A 14,238-nucleotide genomic window follows, 5' to 3' on the forward strand; every position below is an offset into this window, starting at 1 on the left:
CGCCCTTTCTCATGCCGCGGCCTCCGGAGCGGCGGGCAGCCTCAGCGCGCGGCGCCCACGGGGGCGGCGGGCATGTCCGCCTCCGGCGGCAGGGCGCGGCCATTCGCCACCAGCGTGGCGATGCCGACCAGCGACACGGCGCCCACGTAATGCGCCGGCCCCAGCGGGTCGGCCGCCACCAGGGCGGAGACCAGCAGCGGGGTGAGGCCGCCGAACAGGGCATAGGCCAGGTTGTAGGCGAAGGAGACGCCGCTGAAGCGGATGGGCGGCGGGAAGGCGTGGATCATCACATAGGGCACCACGGTGATGACGCCGATGGTGGCGCCGGCCAAGGCATAGAGCGGCACCAGCAGCTCCGGCCGCGCGGCGGCGCCGAGATACAGCGCGTAGGTCGCCGCGATCATCGCCAGCCCGCCGGCGACGCCCACCTTCACGCTGCCGAAGCGGTCCAGCAGCGCGCCGCACAGCATGGCGGAGACGGTCAGCGCCAGCGTCGCCATCAGGTTGCCGCGCAGCGTCTCGGCGGGGGTGAAGCCGTGCAGGCGCTGCAGCAGCGTCGGCGTCATCAGGATCACCACGACGATCGCCGCCGTCAGCATCCAGGTGACGAGCATGGAGACGGCCACGCCGCGGCGGTGGCCGCGCAGCACCTGCCGGATGGGCAGCCCCTGCGTCAGCGCGGCGCGTCGGCGCATCGCCTCGAAGACCGGCGTCTCGTGCAGGAAGCGGCGCAGATACATGGCCAGGAAGCCGAACACGCCGCCCACCAGGAAGGCCAGGCGCCAGCCCCAGGCCGCCACCTCGGCCGGGGCGAGGGCGGTGTTGATGGCCGTGGCCATCAGCGAGCCCAGCAGGATGCCGCCCGTGAGGCCGCCCGTCAGCATGCCCACCGCCAGCCCGACGCGGCCGGGCGGCACATGCTCGGAGACGAACACCCAGGCGCCCGGCCCCTCGCCGCCGATGGCGGCGCCCTGCATCATGCGGAAGATCAGCAGCAGGATCGGCGCGGCGTAGCCCAGCGTGGCGTAGGTGGGCGTCAGGCCGATCAGCAGCGTCGGCACCGCCATCAGGAAGATGGAGAAGGTGAACATGCGCTTGCGGCCGAGCTTGTCGCCGAAATGCGCCATGACCAGCCCGCCGAGCGGCCGGGCCAGGTAGCCGGCGGCGAAGATGCCGAAGGTCTGCAGCTGCTGCAGCCAGTCCGGCATGCCGGGCGGGAAGAAGAGGTGGCTGATGGCGGCCGCGAAGAAGACGAAGATGATGAAGTCGTAGAATTCCAGCGCGCCGCCCAGCGAGGCGAGGAGGAGGGTGCGCAGGTCCCGCCGGCTCAGGGGTGCTCTCGCGTCGGGGGGGCTGTGCTCGCTCATGTTCCGCCTGTCTCGTCGGGCCGCGGCGCTTCGTTGCGCGGCATGGCCGGTCCAGGGTTATCTTGCGTCTCGGGATGGCCTTGTCGCGGCGTGTTTGCTGGATGCTGCGTTGCACAAGGGGCGGGGCTGCGCCGCCGCCCTCAGACCCCGAGGCGCTCCGCCGCCCTCAGACCCCGAGGCGCTCCGCCGCGCTCAGACCCCGAGGCGCTCCGCGGCTCCGCGCAGGAAGCCGCCGAGCGCCGCGTGGAACTCCGGCTCGTCCAGCAGGAAGGCGTCGTGCCCCTTGTCGGACTTGATCTCGACGAAGGAGACACTGGCCGCCGCCGCGTTCAGCGCGCGCACCAGGGCGCGGCTCTCGCTGGTGGGGAACAGCCAGTCCGAGCTGAAGCTGGCCACGAAGAAGCGCGTGGCCGTGCCGCGGAAGGCCGCCGCCAGCTCCCCCCCGTGCTCCGCCGCCAGGTCGAAGTAATCCATGGCGCGGGTGATGGTGAGGTAGGAATTGGCGTCGAAGCGGCGGACGAAGGTGCTGCCCTGGTGGCGCAGGTAGCTCTCCACCTCGAACACGTCCTCGAGGAAGGTGAGCGCCGAGGCGCCGCGCAGCCGGCGGCCGAACTTGCGCGCCAGCGCCTCCTCCGAGAGGTAGGTGATGTGCGCCACCATGCGCGCCACCGACAGCCCCTTGGCCGGTACCAGCCCCTCCTCCGCCCAGTAGCGCCCGCCGCGCCAGTCCGGGTCGGAATGGATGGCGGCGCGGCCGACCTCGTGGAAGGCGATGTTCTGCGCGCTGTGGTGCGCGGCCGTGGCGATCGGCGCGCAGGCATGCACCATGCGCGGGAAGGTGGCGGCCCATTCCAGCGCCTGCATCCCCCCCATCGAGCCGCCGACCACGGCCAGCAGCCGGTCGATGCCGAGATGGCGGACCAGCTTCTCCTGCGCCCGCACCATGTCGCGGATGGTGATGTTGGGGAAATCCGTGCCCCAGGGGCGGGTATGGCCCTCGCTGTCGGTTATCGGCGCGCGCGGGCCGGTGCTGCCCATGCAGCCGCCCAGCACGTTGGCGCAGATGACGAAGAAGCGGCTGGTGTCGATCGGCTTGCCGGGGCCGACGATCGCCTCCCACCAGCCGGGCCGGCCGGTGACGGGGTGGCGCTCGGCCAGGTACTGGTCGCCGGTGAGGGCGTGGCAGACCAGCACGGCGTTGCTGCGCGCCACGTTCAGCGTGCCGTAGGTGCGGTAGGCGACGTCGAGCGGCGCCACCCAGGCGCCGCAATCCAGCGCCATGCCCTCGGGGAAATGCGCCCGCTGGTGCTCCACCGGGGCGGCGGGATCGGCGGGGGAGGAAGGAAGCGGCTCGGTCATCGCGCCCGCAGCAATAGGGGCGCCGCCGCCGCAGGTCCACCGCCGCCTTGCCGGCGGGCGGGCGGATTCGGGCGGCCCGGTTGTGCCTTGGCGGAATGGCGGGGGCGCTCTATTGCTGAGGCGCCGCCATGCCCGACCTTGCCCCCCCCGACCTGGCCTCCCTGCGCACCGAGATCGACCGGATCGACGACGCGTTGCACGACCTGCTGATGCGCCGGGCCGACCTCGTCGCCCACATGGCCGCAAGCCGGGTGAAGCAGGGCGGCCCCACCTTCCGCCCCGGGCGCGAGGCCGTGATCCTGCGCCGCCTGCTGGAGCGCAACCGGGGGGCGCTGGCCCGCCCGGCCGTGGTGCGCTTCTGGCGCGAGATCATCGCCTCCTCCCTGGCGCAGCAGGGCGGCTTTTCGGTGGCGACGCAGGGCGAGGCGGGCGTCGAGTCGCCCCTGGCGCGGCTGGCCCGCGCGCATTTCGGCCTGCTGACGCCGCTGCGCCTGCACCCCACCCCCACCCGCGTGCTGGCCAGCCTGGCCAGCGGCGAGGCCGCCGTGGCCGTGCTGCCCGCGCCGCAGGAGGGCGAGCGCCCCGAGGCGGCGTGGTGGACGCAGATGGAATCGCCGCGGCTGCACATCGTCGCCGCCCTGCCCTTCCTGGCGCCGCTGGAAGCCGCGCGGGATGGCGGGCGCGAGAAGGCGCCGCCCCAGGCCTTCGCCATCTCCCCCCTGGCGCCGGACGCCACGGGGCGGGACCGCAGCCTGCTGCGCTTCGAGCCGCTGGCCGAGCATTCCCGCGCCCGGATCCTCTCCCTCCTGAACACCGCCGGCCTGGCGCCGCGCTGGCTGCTGCGCCGCGAATCGCCGACGCCGATGGCGCTGGCCGAGATCGAGGGCTTCCTGGCCGAGGGCGACCCGCGCCTCGGCGCCCTGCCCTTCCCCCGCCTGCAGATCCTCGGCGCCTATGCCGAGCCCGAGCCGGAAGAATGACGCCGATGACCGTGCCGCCGCGCCCCTCCATCCTGTCGATCGATCCGTATGTCGGGGGCGAGTCGAAGATCCCGGGCGTCAACCGGATCATCAAGCTCTCCTCCAACGAGGGCGCCTTCGGCCCGCCGCCGGCGGCCATCGAGGCCATCGTGCAGGCGGCGCGCGAGGCGCACCGCTACCCGGACGGCAACGCGAAGGCGCTGCGCGAGGCGATCGGCGCCCGCTTCGGCCTCGACCCCGCGCGCATCATCTGCGGCAACGGCTCGGACGAGCTGATCACCCTGCTCTGCACCGCCTATGCCGGCGAGGGCTCGGAGGTCATCATGTCGGCCTACGGCTTCATGATGTACGACATCACCGGCCGCGCCTCCGGCGCCCGCGTGCTGAAGGTGGCCGAGGTGCCGGCCGAGGGCGGCGGCATGCAGGCCGATATCGACGGGATGCTGGCCGCCGTCGGCCCCCGCACCCGCATCGTCTTCCTGACCAACCCCAACAACCCGACCGGCACGCTGCTGCCGAACGCCGAGGTGGCGCGCCTGCGGGCCGGGCTGCGGGACGACATCCTGCTGGTGCTCGACAGCGCCTATGCCGAATACGTCACCGCCCCCGGCTACGACCCCGGCCAGGCGCTGGTCGATGCCGCCGGCAACACCATCATGCTGCGCACCTTCAGCAAGATCTTCGGCCTGGGCGGCATGCGGGTGGGCTGGGGCTACGCGGCCCCCGACATCATCGACGTGCTGAACCGCGTGCGCGGGCCGTTCAACGTGGCGGGCGCCTCCCAGGCCGCCGCCGTGGCGGCGCTGGCCGAGCCGGGCTGGGTGGAGAAATCCGTCGCGCACAACACCGAGTGGCGCGGCAAGGTGGCGGCGGCGCTGACCGCCGCCGGCCACAGCGTCTGGCCGAGCGAGACCAACTTCCTGCTGATCGATTTCGGCTCGCCGGAGGGGGCGAAGGCGGCGGACGCGAAGCTCAAGGCGCGCGGGCTGATCGTGCGCGGCATGGGCGGCTACGGGCTGCCGGGGTGCCTGCGCATCACCATCGGCACCGCCGAGGAATGCCAGATGGTGATCGACAGCTTCGCCCATGGCTGAGGAAACCTCCGGGGCCGAGCCGGTCTTCCAGCGCCTCTGCATCATCGGGCTCGGGCTGATCGGCTCCTCCCTCGCGCGGCTGGCGCGCGAGCGGGGGGACATCGCCGCCACGCTGGTCGCCTGCGACAGCGGCCCGGGCGTCGCGGCGCGCGTGCGGGAGCTGGGCCTCGCCGATGTGGTGGAGACCGACCCGGCCCGCGCCGTGGAGGGCTGCGACGGCGTCATCCTCTGCACCCCCGTCGGCACCTTCGCGGCGCTGATGGCGGCGATCGCCCCCCACCTCGCCCCGGGCGCCGTGCTGACCGACACCGGCTCCACCAAGGGCTCCGTGCTGCGCGACCTGCTGCCGCTGCTGCCCGAGGGCGTGCACCTGGTGCCCGGCCACCCGATGGCGGGCACCGAGCATTCCGGCCCCGATGCCGGCTTCGCCACGCTGTTCCAGGGCCGCTACGTCATCCTGACGCCGCTGGAGGGCACCGACCCCGCGGCACGGGCGAAGGTGGAGGCGCTGTGGCAGCGCGCCGGCGCCATGATCGAGGCGATGGACGCCACGACGCACGACAAGGTGGTGGCCATCGTCTCCCACCTGCCGCACCTGATCGCCTTCACCATCTGCTCCACCGCCGACGACCTGGCGCAGGAGACGCGCGAGCAGGTGCTGAAATTCGCCGCCTCCGGCTTCCGCGACTTCACCCGCATCGCCTCCAGCGACGTGGACATGTGGCGCGACGTCTTCCTCAACAACCGCGAGGCGCTGCTGGAGATGCTGGCGCGCTTCTCGGAGGACGCCCACGCCCTCGGCCGCGCCGTGCGCTGGGGGGAGGCCGGCTTCATCGAGGACCGCATCCGGCGCGGGCGGAAGATCCGGCGGACGCTGATCGAGTTGAAGCAGGCGTAAGGGTTCTTTTTTGGAAAAAAGAACCAAAAAACTTTTGCCGGTTGGGCGGTCGCTGGCCGATAGTGCAACGCCCCACTGACAAAGTCTTTTTGCTTCTTTTTCTTCAGAAAAAGAAGATGACTTCCCCTTACCGCCCCTCGAACACCGGCGCGCGCTTCGCCAGGAACGCCTTCACCGCGTTCTGGAAATCCTGCGTCTCGGCGTAGCGGCCGGCGGCCTCGATCTCCTCGGGTGGGATGGGCATCGGCCCGCGCAGCTGCCGCAGCGCGCGCTTGTGGAAGCGGTTGGAAAGCGGCGCGCCCTCCGCGATGCGTGCGGCCAGCGCTCCGGCCTCCTCGAACACCGCGCCATCCGGCACGCAGCGCGTCAGCAGGCCGCGCGAGAGGGCCTCGGGGCCGTCCAGCACCCGGCCCTCGATCATCAGCTCGCAGGCCACGGCGTAGCCCACCACGGCCTGAAGCGCCTCCAGCGCCACATAGGGGTACCAGATGCCGAGCTTGCGGGCGGGGATGCCGAAGCGCATCCCCTCGCCGCCCACCCGGAAGTCGCACACCGTGGCCAGGCCGGCGCCGCCACCCATGCACCAGCCGGAGATGGCCGCCACCACCGGGTGCGTGCAGTCGCGGATGTTGACCAGCGCCGAATCCAGCCCGGCGGCGTAGCGGCGGTCCTTCTCCCGCCCGCCGTAATCCTCGCCGAAGCCGCCGATATCGGCGCCGGCGCAGAAGGCGGCCTCGCCCGCCCCGCGCAGGATGACGCAGCGCAGGCTCTCATCGGCGGAGAGGGCGGCGAAGGTGGTGCCCATCGCCTCCCACATCGGCAGGTCGAGGCAGTTGCGCTTCTCGGGGCGGTCGATCAGCACCGTGGCGATCGGGCCGTCGCGGCTGACGCGGAGGTTCGGGTGGATCATGGTGGCGGAACGGTGCGGGCAGGCGGCGGCCCTGTCAACGCCAGCCCCGCCAACGCCGGCCTCGTCAACACCAGCCCTGTCAACGCCAGCCCTGTCAACGCCAGCCCTGGCAACACCGGCCTGGGCGCGCCGGGCAACCCTTCCCCGGCCCCCGGGGTTTGGACCGGCAGGACGACGACGGGAGAAACCCATGCACACGGACCGCAACGACGACGAGATGCGCATGAAGGTGCGCGAGATGATCGGCGAGATCGGCACCGCGATCTTCACCACCATCGACCAGCAGGGCCGCCTGCGCGGGCGGCCGATGCGCACCCAGAAGCCCGACCCCGACGGCCGCACCCTGTGGTTCTTCACCCGCGCCGACAGCCCGAAGATCGCCGAGCTGGAAGGCGATTCCCGGGTGCTGCTGGGCTATGCCGACACGCGCAGCCAGGACTACGTCTCCATCTTCGGCCGCGGCCGGGTGGTGCGGGACGTGGCGAAGAAGCGCGCCGTCTGGACCGAGGGCGTGCGCACCTGGCTGCCCGAGGGGCCGGAGAGCGACAAGGTGGCGCTGATCGGCGTCGAGATCGAGGGCGCCGAATACTGGGACGGCATCTCCTCCAGCCTCCGCTTCGCCTTCGGCTATGCCCAGTCGCTGGTCAGCGGCAAGCCGGACACCAGCGGCGAAAACGCCAAGGTCAGCTTCAGCGGCTGAGAGCCTTCATCGCGGCCGATTCACGAAAATTTGAACAAAAAGGTTGAACTTCTCCTCTCCTGTGATGAAAATGCCCCTCGCCGCCAGGAGGCGGAAGATGGAGAGGCCGCGATGTCAGCATGGCTTTCCAGTGCCCAGGGCCAGAATGGCGCGGGGCGGGACCAACCCCCTTCCCGCCCCCCGGGCTTCGCCGAGGCGCCGCTGCGGCTGGACGAGGCCACCCTGCCCCGGGCGGAGGATCTGGGCTACGAGCTGCGCCCGCCCCGCCCGGATGCTCCGCCCGCACCCGCCACGCCCTTCCAGGGCACCGGCCCGCAGGGCCATCGCGGGCGGATGCGCGAGAAGCTGCTGGAACGCGGCCCGGACGCGCTGGCGGATTACGAGCTGCTGGAGATGCTGCTCTTCTTCGCCTTCAAGCAGGGCGACACCAAGCCGCTGGCCAAGGCGCTGATCAACCGCTTCGGCAGCTTCGCCGCCGTGCTCGCCGCGCCGCAGCAGGTGCTGATGGAGACGCGCGGCCTCGGGCCGCACAGCGTGGCGGCCCTCAAGCTGGTGCAGGCCGCCGCGCTGCGGCTGGCCAAGGCCGAGGTGATGGAGGCGCCCGTCCTGAACAACTGGGACCGGCTGATCACCTACCTCAACGCCGCCATCAGCCGCGAGAAGATCGAGCAGTTCCGCATCCTCTTCCTCGACAGCAAGAACCGCCTGATCGCCGACGAGGCGCAGGCCAAGGGGACGGTGAACCACACGCCCGTCTACCCGCGCGAGGTGATGAAGCGGGCGCTGGAGCTGCACGCCACGGCGCTGATCCTCGTCCACAACCACCCGAGCGGCGACCCGACGCCGAGCCGCGCCGATATCGAGATGACGGCCGAGATCAGGCAGGCGGGGCAGTTCTTCGCCGTGGTGGTGCATGACCACCTGATCGTCGGCAATGGGCGCTACCTGAGCTTCCGGCGCGAGGGGCTGCTCTAGCGGGACAGCGCCCGCGCGGCGCGGATCTCCATGTCCGAGCGCTCGTCGGTGAGCGGGGCGTGGCCGGCGGCGAGCGGCGCGCCCTCCTCCAGCGTGCGCGACAGGCGCAGCGCGGCGCGGCGCGCGGCCTCGTGCGCGGCGCGCAGCGCGGCCTCGGCGGCGGCCACCGCCATCGGCTCGCCCCAGGCGAGGAGCAGCGTGTTGCGGCTGGCCGAGCGCGCCGCCAGCAGGCCCGGGAAGGCCCGCCCGAGGCTCGCCGCCAGCGGCCCCACGATGCTCTCCGGGTCGCCCCCGCCATAGACGTTCATCGCCACCACCCCGCCGGGCGCGAGGCGCCGCGCCAGGGATTCGAAGAACTCCACCGTGGCGATATGCGCCGGGATCTGCCCGGTGGCGTAGAGGTCCACCATGATGACGGCGTAGCGGCCCGTATCCTTCGCCACGAAGCGCCGCGCATCGTCATGCGCCACGGGGATGGACAGGGAGAAATGCGCGCGCGCCAGGGCGGTCACGCCGGGGTCGATCTCCACGCCCTGCGGGCGCAGCGCCGGCCAGGCGGCCTGGGTGGCGGAAATCGCCGCGCCCCCCGCCACGCCGAGATAGAGCGCGCTTCCGCCCTCCGCCTGCCCGGGCCGGGCCAGCGCCGGCACGGCGGACAGCAACTCCCAGTAGGAGCCGGTCTCCCGCCCGTCATGCCAGCGGACGGATTGCGCCACGCGGGTGGTGTTCAGCAGCAGCGAGGTGGCCTGCGCGTCGCGCCAGACCATCGCCGTGTTGTAGGGCGTCTCCACATAGGCGGCGAAGAGGCGCTGCCGGGCCTGCTCGGCCAGATATCCCGGCAGCAGGGGCAGCAGGGCCAGGGCGGCCGGCAGCGGGCGCAGCCCGGTGGCCAGCGCCGCCAGGGCGGCGACCAGCGCGGCCAGCGCATAGCCGCCGGTGAGGCCGAGATAGGGGATGGCCAGGAAGGCCGCGAAGAAGGTGCCGCCGATGCTGCCCAGCGCTTGGCAGGCCGAGACCAGCCCCGAGGCCCGCGCCGCGCCGATATCGGGCGCCAGCCGCGCCACGCAGAGCGGCGAGGCGGCGGCGAGGACGAAAGCCGGCGGCCCGATCAGCAGCATCGAGGCGCCGACCGCGCCCGGCAGCGGCCCAAGCAGCGCCTCGGCGCCGGCGGCGATGCCGCGGCCGAGCCAGGGCACCAGCGCCGCGAACAGCGCCGCCGCGCCGAGCAGCCAGGGCAGCGCGCGCGCTCCATCCGGCCGGGCGCCGAGCCGCCCGCCCAGCGCATAGCCCAGCGCCATGAAGGCCAGCGCCGTGCCGATGATGGCGCCCCATTGGTGGATGGTCTGCCCGAAGACCGGCGCCATCAGCCGGCCGTCGAGCATCTCCAGCGCCATCACGCTCCAGCCGGCGGCGAAGGCCGCGAAGCCGGTGGCAAGGCGCCCGGCCAGCGTCAACGGGAGGGCTTCGGCGGGTCCTGGCTGTAGTCGTAGAAGCCCTTGCCCGACTTGCGGCCGAGCCAGCCGGCCTCGACATACTTCACCAGCAGCGGCGAGGGGCGGTACTTGCCGTCCCCCATCCCGTCATGCAGCACGCGCATGATGGCGAGGCAGGTGTCCAGCCCGATGAAGTCGGCCAGTTCCAGCGGCCCCATCGGGTGGTTGGCGCCGAGCTTCATCGCCGCGTCGATGGAGCGGACATCGCCCACCCCCTCGTGCAGGGCGGTGGCCGCCTCGTTCAGCATCGGGATCAGGATGCGGTTGACCAGGAAGCCGGGGAAGTCCTCCGACACCGCCGTGGTCTTGCCGAGCGTCTTCGCCAGCGCCGAGATGGCCCCGAAGGTCGCGTCGGAGGTGGCGAAGCCGCGGATCACCTCCACCAGCTTCATCACCGGCACCGGGTTGAAGAAGTGCATGCCGATGAAGCGGTCCGGCCGGTCGGTCGCCGCCGCCAGCCGGGTGATGGGGATGGAGGAGGTGTTGGAGGCGAGGATGGCCTCCGGCTTCAGCAGCGGGCAGACGGCGCGGAAGATGGAGAGCTTGAGGTCCTCCCGCTCCGTCGCCGCCTCGATGACGATGTCGCTCTGGGCGAGCGCCGCCATCTCGGTGCCGGTGGCGATGCGCGCCAGGGCGGCGTCGCGCGCCCCGGCCTCCAGCGCGCCCTTTTGCACCTGCCGCTCCATGTTGCGGCCGATGGTGGCCAGCGCCTTCTCCAGCGCCTCCGCCTTCACATCCACCAGCGCGACGGAGAGCCCCGCCAGCGCCGCCACATGGGCGATGCCATTGCCCATCTGCCCGGCGCCGATGACGCCGACCGAGGCGATCTCCGTCACGCCCATGGCCTCAGCCCAGCTCCTGCTCGAGCTCGGGCAGGATCTTGAACAGGTCGCCCACCAGGCCGTAATCGGCCACCTGGAAGATCGGCGCCTCCTCGTCCTTGTTGATGGCGACGATCACCTTGCTGTCCTTCATGCCGGCCAGGTGCTGGATGGCGCCCGAGATGCCCACCGCGATGTAGAGCTCCGGCGCCACGATCTTGCCGGTCTGCCCCACCTGATGGTCGTTCGGCGCGTAGCCGGCATCGACCGCCGCGCGGGAGGCGCCGATGGCGGCCCCAAGCTTGTCCGCGATGCCCTCCAGCAGATGGAAATTCTCGGCCGAGCCCATGGCGCGGCCGCCGGAGACGACGACGCGCGCGGCGGTCAGCTCCGGCCGCTCGCTCTGCGCGATCTCGGCGCCGACGAAGCTGGAGACGGCCGGGTCCTCGGCGGAGGGGGCCGCCTCGACGGCGGCGGAGCCGCCCTCGGCCGGGGCCGGGTCGAAGGAGGCGGCGCGGACGGTCAGCACCTTCTTCGCGTCGGCCGTCTTCACCGTGGCCAGCGCGTTGCCGGCGTAGATGAAGCGGCGGAAGGTGTCCGCGCCCTCCACGGCGGCGATGTCGGTGATGATCTGCACATCGAGCAGCGCGGCGACGCGCGGCATGATGTTCTTGCCCATGGCGCTGCCGGGGGCCAGCAGATGGCTGTAGTTCGGGGCCAGCGCCACCAGCAGGGCGGCGGCGGGCTCGGCCAGGCCATGCTCGTAGGCCGGGCCGTCCGCCTGGATCACCTTGGTGACGCCGGCGAGCTTGGCCGCGGCCTGCGCCGCCTCGGCGCCGCCGAGGACGAGCACATGCACGTCGCCATCGATCTGGGAGGCCGCGGCCACCGCGCTGCGGGTGGGCTGGCTGACGGTCGCGCCGCTGCGGTCGGCAAGGACGAGAACGGCCATGGTCAGATCACCTTCGCTTCGGTCTTCAGCTTGGACACCAGCTCGGACACCGAGCCGACCTTGACGCCGGCCTGGCGCTTCGGCGGCTCCTCCACCTTCACCACCGTCAGGCGCGGGGTGAGGTCGACGCCGAGATCCGCCGCCTTCAGCGTCTCCAGCGGCTTCTTCCGGGCCTTCATGATGTTGGGCAGGCTGGCGTAGCGCGGCTCGTTCAGCCGCAGGTCGGTGGTGACGATGGCGGGCAGCTTCAGCTGCACCGTCTCCAGCCCGCCATCGACCTCGCGCGTCACTTTCGCGCCATCGGCCGAGAGCTCGACCTTGCTGGCATAGGTGCCCTGGCTCCAGCCGAGCAGCGCCGCCAGCATCTGGCCGGTGGCGTTCATGTCGTCGTCGATCGCCTGCTTGCCGAGGATGACGAGCTGCGGTTGCTCGCGCTCGACCAGCGCCTTCAGCACCTTGGCCACGCCCAGCGGCTCGGCGCCCTCGGCCTCGACCAGGATGGCGCGGTCGGCGCCCATGGCCAGCGCGGTGCGGAGCTGCTCCTGCGCCTGGGCCGGGCCGATGGTGACGGCGACGATCTCGGTGACGGTCCCCTTCTCCTTCAGACGCACCGCTTCCTCGACGGCGATCTCGTCGAAGGGGTTCATCGACATCTTCACGTTCGCCGTCTCGACGCCCGTGCCGTCCGCCTTCACGCGGACCTTCACATTGTAATCGACCACCCGCTTGACGGGGACGAGGAGCTTCATCGCCGGGCCGTGTCCTGCTTTCTGGGTTTCAACCTGAGTGCCGGGCGGCGCCGCACCCCCCTCCGGCCGTGCCAGGCGGGGCGCGCATGCCACCCGCCCCCCTTCCGGGAGGCTTTGTGCAGTTGCGGCACGGAGCCTAGGCGCCAGCGCCGGCCGAGGCAAGGTGACCCCCGGCCCGCCCCGCCCGGCTCCGCCGGCCGGCGTCAGCCACGCATGGTGAGCATCAGCAGCACGAACAATGCCAGGGAGACGCCCTGGAGGGTGACCCGCCAGCGCATCAACCGGTTGGAGCGGGCGCCGTTCCCTTCGCCCTGGGCAAGGCCGAGCATGCCGGCGAACATGACGCCCAGCGTGGCGAACATGGCGACGCCGAGCAGGATGGAGAGGACGATTTGCATGGATCGCACATAGCGCCGTTTCGCAGGCGTGCAAGCCGGCCCGGGGGCGTGCATGGCGGCGCCGGCCGCAGGGCAGACCGGCGGCGGCGGCGGGGATCGTTCCGGCGCCTCAGCGCCCGCCGCGCACCCAGAAGGCGCCCGCCAGCGCGCAGGCGGCGCAGAGCAGGAAGCCGCCCAGATAGGACCCCGTGCCCGCCACCAGCGCGGTGAAGGCCACCGGCATCACCACCTGCACCACCCCGAACACCACGCCGAGCGCCGCCGTGGCGCCGCCCACCCGGCCCTGGGGCGCGATTCGCGCCACCTCGCCCAGCAGCACGCCGTTCCAGCCGATGCCGGTGGCGCCCAGCACCATGCCGGCCAGCGTCACCGCCAGCCCCGGCCAGGCGGGGCCGGCGAAGGCCAGCGCCACGCAGCCCAGCACCGCGCCGGCGCCGATCGCCACCAGCACCGGCACCGGCCCCACCCGGTCGGCCAGCAGGCCCCAGAAGACGCGCCCGGCCACCCCCGCCCCCTGCGCCAGCGCCATGCGCAGCCCGGCCTCGGTGAGCGGGGTGCCCAGAACCTCCACCTGCCAGGCGACGAAGAAGGCGGCGAAGCAGAACTGCGAGACGCCGAAGCAGGCGGCGGCGCAGGTCAGCGACCGCAGCCGGCTGTCCCGCCGCACCAGGCCGAGGCTGCCCACCGCGTCGCGCCAGGCGGCGCGGGGGCCGCCGGCGGCGGTGGGGTCGCGGTCGGCGTCCAGCGCGGCGCGCGGCGGCTGCCCCACCGGCCCGGACAGCAGCGCCAGCGCCGCCATGGTCAGCGCCCCCGCCCGCCAGCCGAACGCCACCCCCACCGCCGGCGCCAGCGCCGCCGTCAGCATCGAGCCCGCCGGCACGCCGCACTGCTTGAGGCTGAAGATCAGGCTGCGCTGCCGCGGCGGCACCCGCCCCGCCAGCAGGTGGCTGCCCGAGGGCGTGACCGGCCCGTGCCCCAGCCCGGCCAGCAGCGCCGAGGCGGCCAGCGCCAGCGGATGGCCGAGCACGGCGAGGGCGATGCCGCAGCCGATCAGCACCAGCGCCCCCTGGCAGACGCGGATGCCGCCATGCCGGCGCAGCAGCAGCCCGGTGAAGGGGCCGGAGACCAGCGCCCCGGCATAGACCAGCCCGGTGTGCAGCCCGACCAGGCTCGGCGGCAGGTCCAGCTCGCGCGCGATCAGCGGCGCCAGCACGGGCAGGGTGAGGAAGGCCCCCATCCCGGCGAGGTGCACGCCGAGCAGGGCGACCATGACGGTCCAGACGGTGGGGGCTGCAAACATTCCGCCGCCATCCTGGACGGCGCGGCCGGCGCCGTCCATGGGGGCAGGAAAGCCCAAAGCAAGGCTTGACCCGGGCCGGGGCTTCGGCTTCCGGTGCGCGCCATGCGCACCCTGCACGTCCTGCTGCTGTTGCTGTGCGCCTGGGCCGCCCCGGCCCTGGCGCAGAACGCCGCCCCGCCCGCCGCCGAGCCGCCCGCCGCCGCGCCGCCCGGCGCCGCTGTGCCGGCGGGCGAGGCCGCGCG

General features: G+C 72.8%; 14 protein-coding genes. 5 read left to right on the forward strand and 9 right to left on the reverse strand.

Going from position 1 to position 14,238, the window contains the following annotated elements; all coding sequences use genetic code 11:
- Window positions 1–41: 41 nt before the first annotated feature.
- Both ACFOY6_RS14580 and metX read right to left on the reverse strand, forming a co-directional pair.
- A complete protein-coding gene (locus ACFOY6_RS14580) occupies window positions 42–1,367 on the reverse strand; it encodes an MFS transporter (RefSeq protein ID WP_379651478.1) in 1,326 nt (441 codons plus the stop codon).
- Window positions 1,368–1,559: 192 nt separating this feature from the next.
- Window positions 1,560–2,726 carry a homoserine O-acetyltransferase MetX gene (metX, locus tag ACFOY6_RS14585; RefSeq protein WP_379651480.1) on the reverse strand — a complete coding sequence of 389 codons (1,167 nt, stop codon included), beginning with the start codon at window positions 2,724–2,726 and terminating at the stop codon, window positions 1,560–1,562.
- A 128-nt stretch (window positions 2,727–2,854) separates the two neighbouring features.
- Between metX and ACFOY6_RS14590 the strand changes: the two genes are divergently transcribed.
- The 3 genes from ACFOY6_RS14590 to ACFOY6_RS14600 are packed head-to-tail and all read left to right on the forward strand — an operon-like array spanning window position 2,855 to window position 5,698.
- Entirely contained in the window at window positions 2,855–3,706 is an 852-nt protein-coding gene (locus tag ACFOY6_RS14590; RefSeq protein ID WP_379651482.1) for a chorismate mutase, read from the forward strand.
- A gap of 5 nt (window positions 3,707–3,711) precedes the next feature.
- Complete coding sequence (hisC, locus tag ACFOY6_RS14595) at window positions 3,712–4,800, forward strand: histidinol-phosphate transaminase (protein WP_456316936.1); 1,089 nt, start codon at window positions 3,712–3,714, stop codon at window positions 4,798–4,800.
- Entirely contained in the window at window positions 4,793–5,698 is a 906-nt protein-coding gene (locus ACFOY6_RS14600; RefSeq protein ID WP_379651486.1) for a prephenate dehydrogenase/arogenate dehydrogenase family protein, read from the forward strand. The genes hisC and ACFOY6_RS14600 overlap by 8 nt, the downstream gene beginning before the upstream one ends.
- 127 nt (window positions 5,699–5,825) lie before the next feature.
- On the opposite strand, the gene ACFOY6_RS14605 is transcribed toward ACFOY6_RS14600, so the two are convergent.
- On the reverse strand, window positions 5,826–6,608 hold the full coding sequence (locus tag ACFOY6_RS14605) for an enoyl-CoA hydratase/isomerase family protein (protein WP_109518445.1): 783 nt from the start codon (window positions 6,606–6,608) through the stop codon (window positions 5,826–5,828).
- A 190-nt stretch (window positions 6,609–6,798) separates the two neighbouring features.
- On the opposite strand from ACFOY6_RS14605, the gene ACFOY6_RS14610 reads away from it, so the two are divergent.
- Window positions 6,799–7,308, forward strand: coding sequence for a pyridoxamine 5'-phosphate oxidase family protein (locus ACFOY6_RS14610; RefSeq protein WP_109518446.1), 510 nt, complete (start codon window positions 6,799–6,801; stop codon window positions 7,306–7,308).
- Window positions 7,309–7,419: 111 nt separating this feature from the next.
- Window positions 7,420–8,283 carry a RadC family protein gene (gene radC / locus ACFOY6_RS14615; protein ID WP_379651489.1) on the forward strand — a complete coding sequence of 288 codons (864 nt, stop codon included), beginning with the start codon at window positions 7,420–7,422 and terminating at the stop codon, window positions 8,281–8,283.
- Here the strand turns inward: radC and ACFOY6_RS14620 are convergent.
- The 6 genes from ACFOY6_RS14620 to ACFOY6_RS14645 form a co-directional block, all read right to left on the reverse strand.
- Complete coding sequence (locus ACFOY6_RS14620; RefSeq protein ID WP_379651491.1) at window positions 8,280–9,737, reverse strand: fused MFS/spermidine synthase; 1,458 nt, start codon at window positions 9,735–9,737, stop codon at window positions 8,280–8,282. The genes radC and ACFOY6_RS14620 overlap by 4 nt on opposite strands.
- Entirely contained in the window at window positions 9,734–10,618 is an 885-nt protein-coding gene (locus ACFOY6_RS14625) for a 3-hydroxybutyryl-CoA dehydrogenase (protein WP_456316602.1), read from the reverse strand. The genes ACFOY6_RS14620 and ACFOY6_RS14625 overlap by 4 nt, the downstream gene beginning before the upstream one ends.
- Before the next feature lie 4 nt (window positions 10,619–10,622).
- Entirely contained in the window at window positions 10,623–11,549 is a 927-nt protein-coding gene (locus ACFOY6_RS14630) for an electron transfer flavoprotein subunit alpha/FixB family protein (protein WP_109518450.1), read from the reverse strand.
- A 2-nt stretch (window positions 11,550–11,551) separates the two neighbouring features.
- Window positions 11,552–12,298: an electron transfer flavoprotein subunit beta/FixA family protein gene (locus tag ACFOY6_RS14635; protein ID WP_109518451.1), complete on the reverse strand. Its 747-nt coding sequence runs from the start codon at window positions 12,296–12,298 to the stop codon at window positions 11,552–11,554.
- Between the two features lie 203 nt (window positions 12,299–12,501).
- The gene (locus ACFOY6_RS14640) at window positions 12,502–12,696 is read right to left on the reverse strand and encodes a twin transmembrane helix small protein (protein WP_109518452.1); all 195 of its coding nucleotides are present in this window, start codon (window positions 12,694–12,696) and stop codon (window positions 12,502–12,504) included.
- Between the two features lie 109 nt (window positions 12,697–12,805).
- Window positions 12,806–13,996 carry an MFS transporter gene (locus ACFOY6_RS14645; protein WP_379651494.1) on the reverse strand — a complete coding sequence of 397 codons (1,191 nt, stop codon included), beginning with the start codon at window positions 13,994–13,996 and terminating at the stop codon, window positions 12,806–12,808.
- Window positions 13,997–14,238 lie beyond the last annotated feature (242 nt).

The organism is Teichococcus aestuarii (assembly GCF_042651065.1).
Classification (GTDB): Bacteria; Pseudomonadota; Alphaproteobacteria; order Acetobacterales; family Acetobacteraceae; genus Pseudoroseomonas; species Pseudoroseomonas aestuarii.

What these genes read in the sequence shown, in the direction of transcription:
- ACFOY6_RS14605 (WP_109518445.1), bottom strand. Translation starts at nt 6,608, where the DNA reads ATGATCCACCCGAACCTCCGCGTCAGCCGCGACGGCCCGATCGCCACG.
- metX (WP_379651480.1), bottom strand. Translation starts at nt 2,726, where the DNA reads ATGACCGAGCCGCTTCCTTCCTCCCCCGCCGATCCCGCCGCCCCGGTG.
- hisC (WP_456316936.1), top strand. Translation starts at nt 3,712, where the DNA reads ATGACCGTGCCGCCGCGCCCCTCCATCCTGTCGATCGATCCGTATGTC.
- ACFOY6_RS14640 (WP_109518452.1), bottom strand. Translation starts at nt 12,696, where the DNA reads ATGCAAATCGTCCTCTCCATCCTGCTCGGCGTCGCCATGTTCGCCACG.
- ACFOY6_RS14590 (WP_379651482.1), top strand. Translation starts at nt 2,855, where the DNA reads ATGCCCGACCTTGCCCCCCCCGACCTGGCCTCCCTGCGCACCGAGATC.
- radC (WP_379651489.1), top strand. Translation starts at nt 7,420, where the DNA reads ATGTCAGCATGGCTTTCCAGTGCCCAGGGCCAGAATGGCGCGGGGCGG.
- ACFOY6_RS14630 (WP_109518450.1), bottom strand. Translation starts at nt 11,549, where the DNA reads ATGGCCGTTCTCGTCCTTGCCGACCGCAGCGGCGCGACCGTCAGCCAG.
- ACFOY6_RS14645 (WP_379651494.1), bottom strand. Translation starts at nt 13,996, where the DNA reads ATGTTTGCAGCCCCCACCGTCTGGACCGTCATGGTCGCCCTGCTCGGC.
- ACFOY6_RS14625 (WP_456316602.1), bottom strand. Translation starts at nt 10,618, where the DNA reads ATGGGCGTGACGGAGATCGCCTCGGTCGGCGTCATCGGCGCCGGGCAG.
- ACFOY6_RS14610 (WP_109518446.1), top strand. Translation starts at nt 6,799, where the DNA reads ATGCACACGGACCGCAACGACGACGAGATGCGCATGAAGGTGCGCGAG.
- ACFOY6_RS14635 (WP_109518451.1), bottom strand. Translation starts at nt 12,298, where the DNA reads ATGAAGCTCCTCGTCCCCGTCAAGCGGGTGGTCGATTACAATGTGAAG.
- ACFOY6_RS14600 (WP_379651486.1), top strand. Translation starts at nt 4,793, where the DNA reads ATGGCTGAGGAAACCTCCGGGGCCGAGCCGGTCTTCCAGCGCCTCTGC.
- ACFOY6_RS14580 (WP_379651478.1), bottom strand. Translation starts at nt 1,367, where the DNA reads ATGAGCGAGCACAGCCCCCCCGACGCGAGAGCACCCCTGAGCCGGCGG.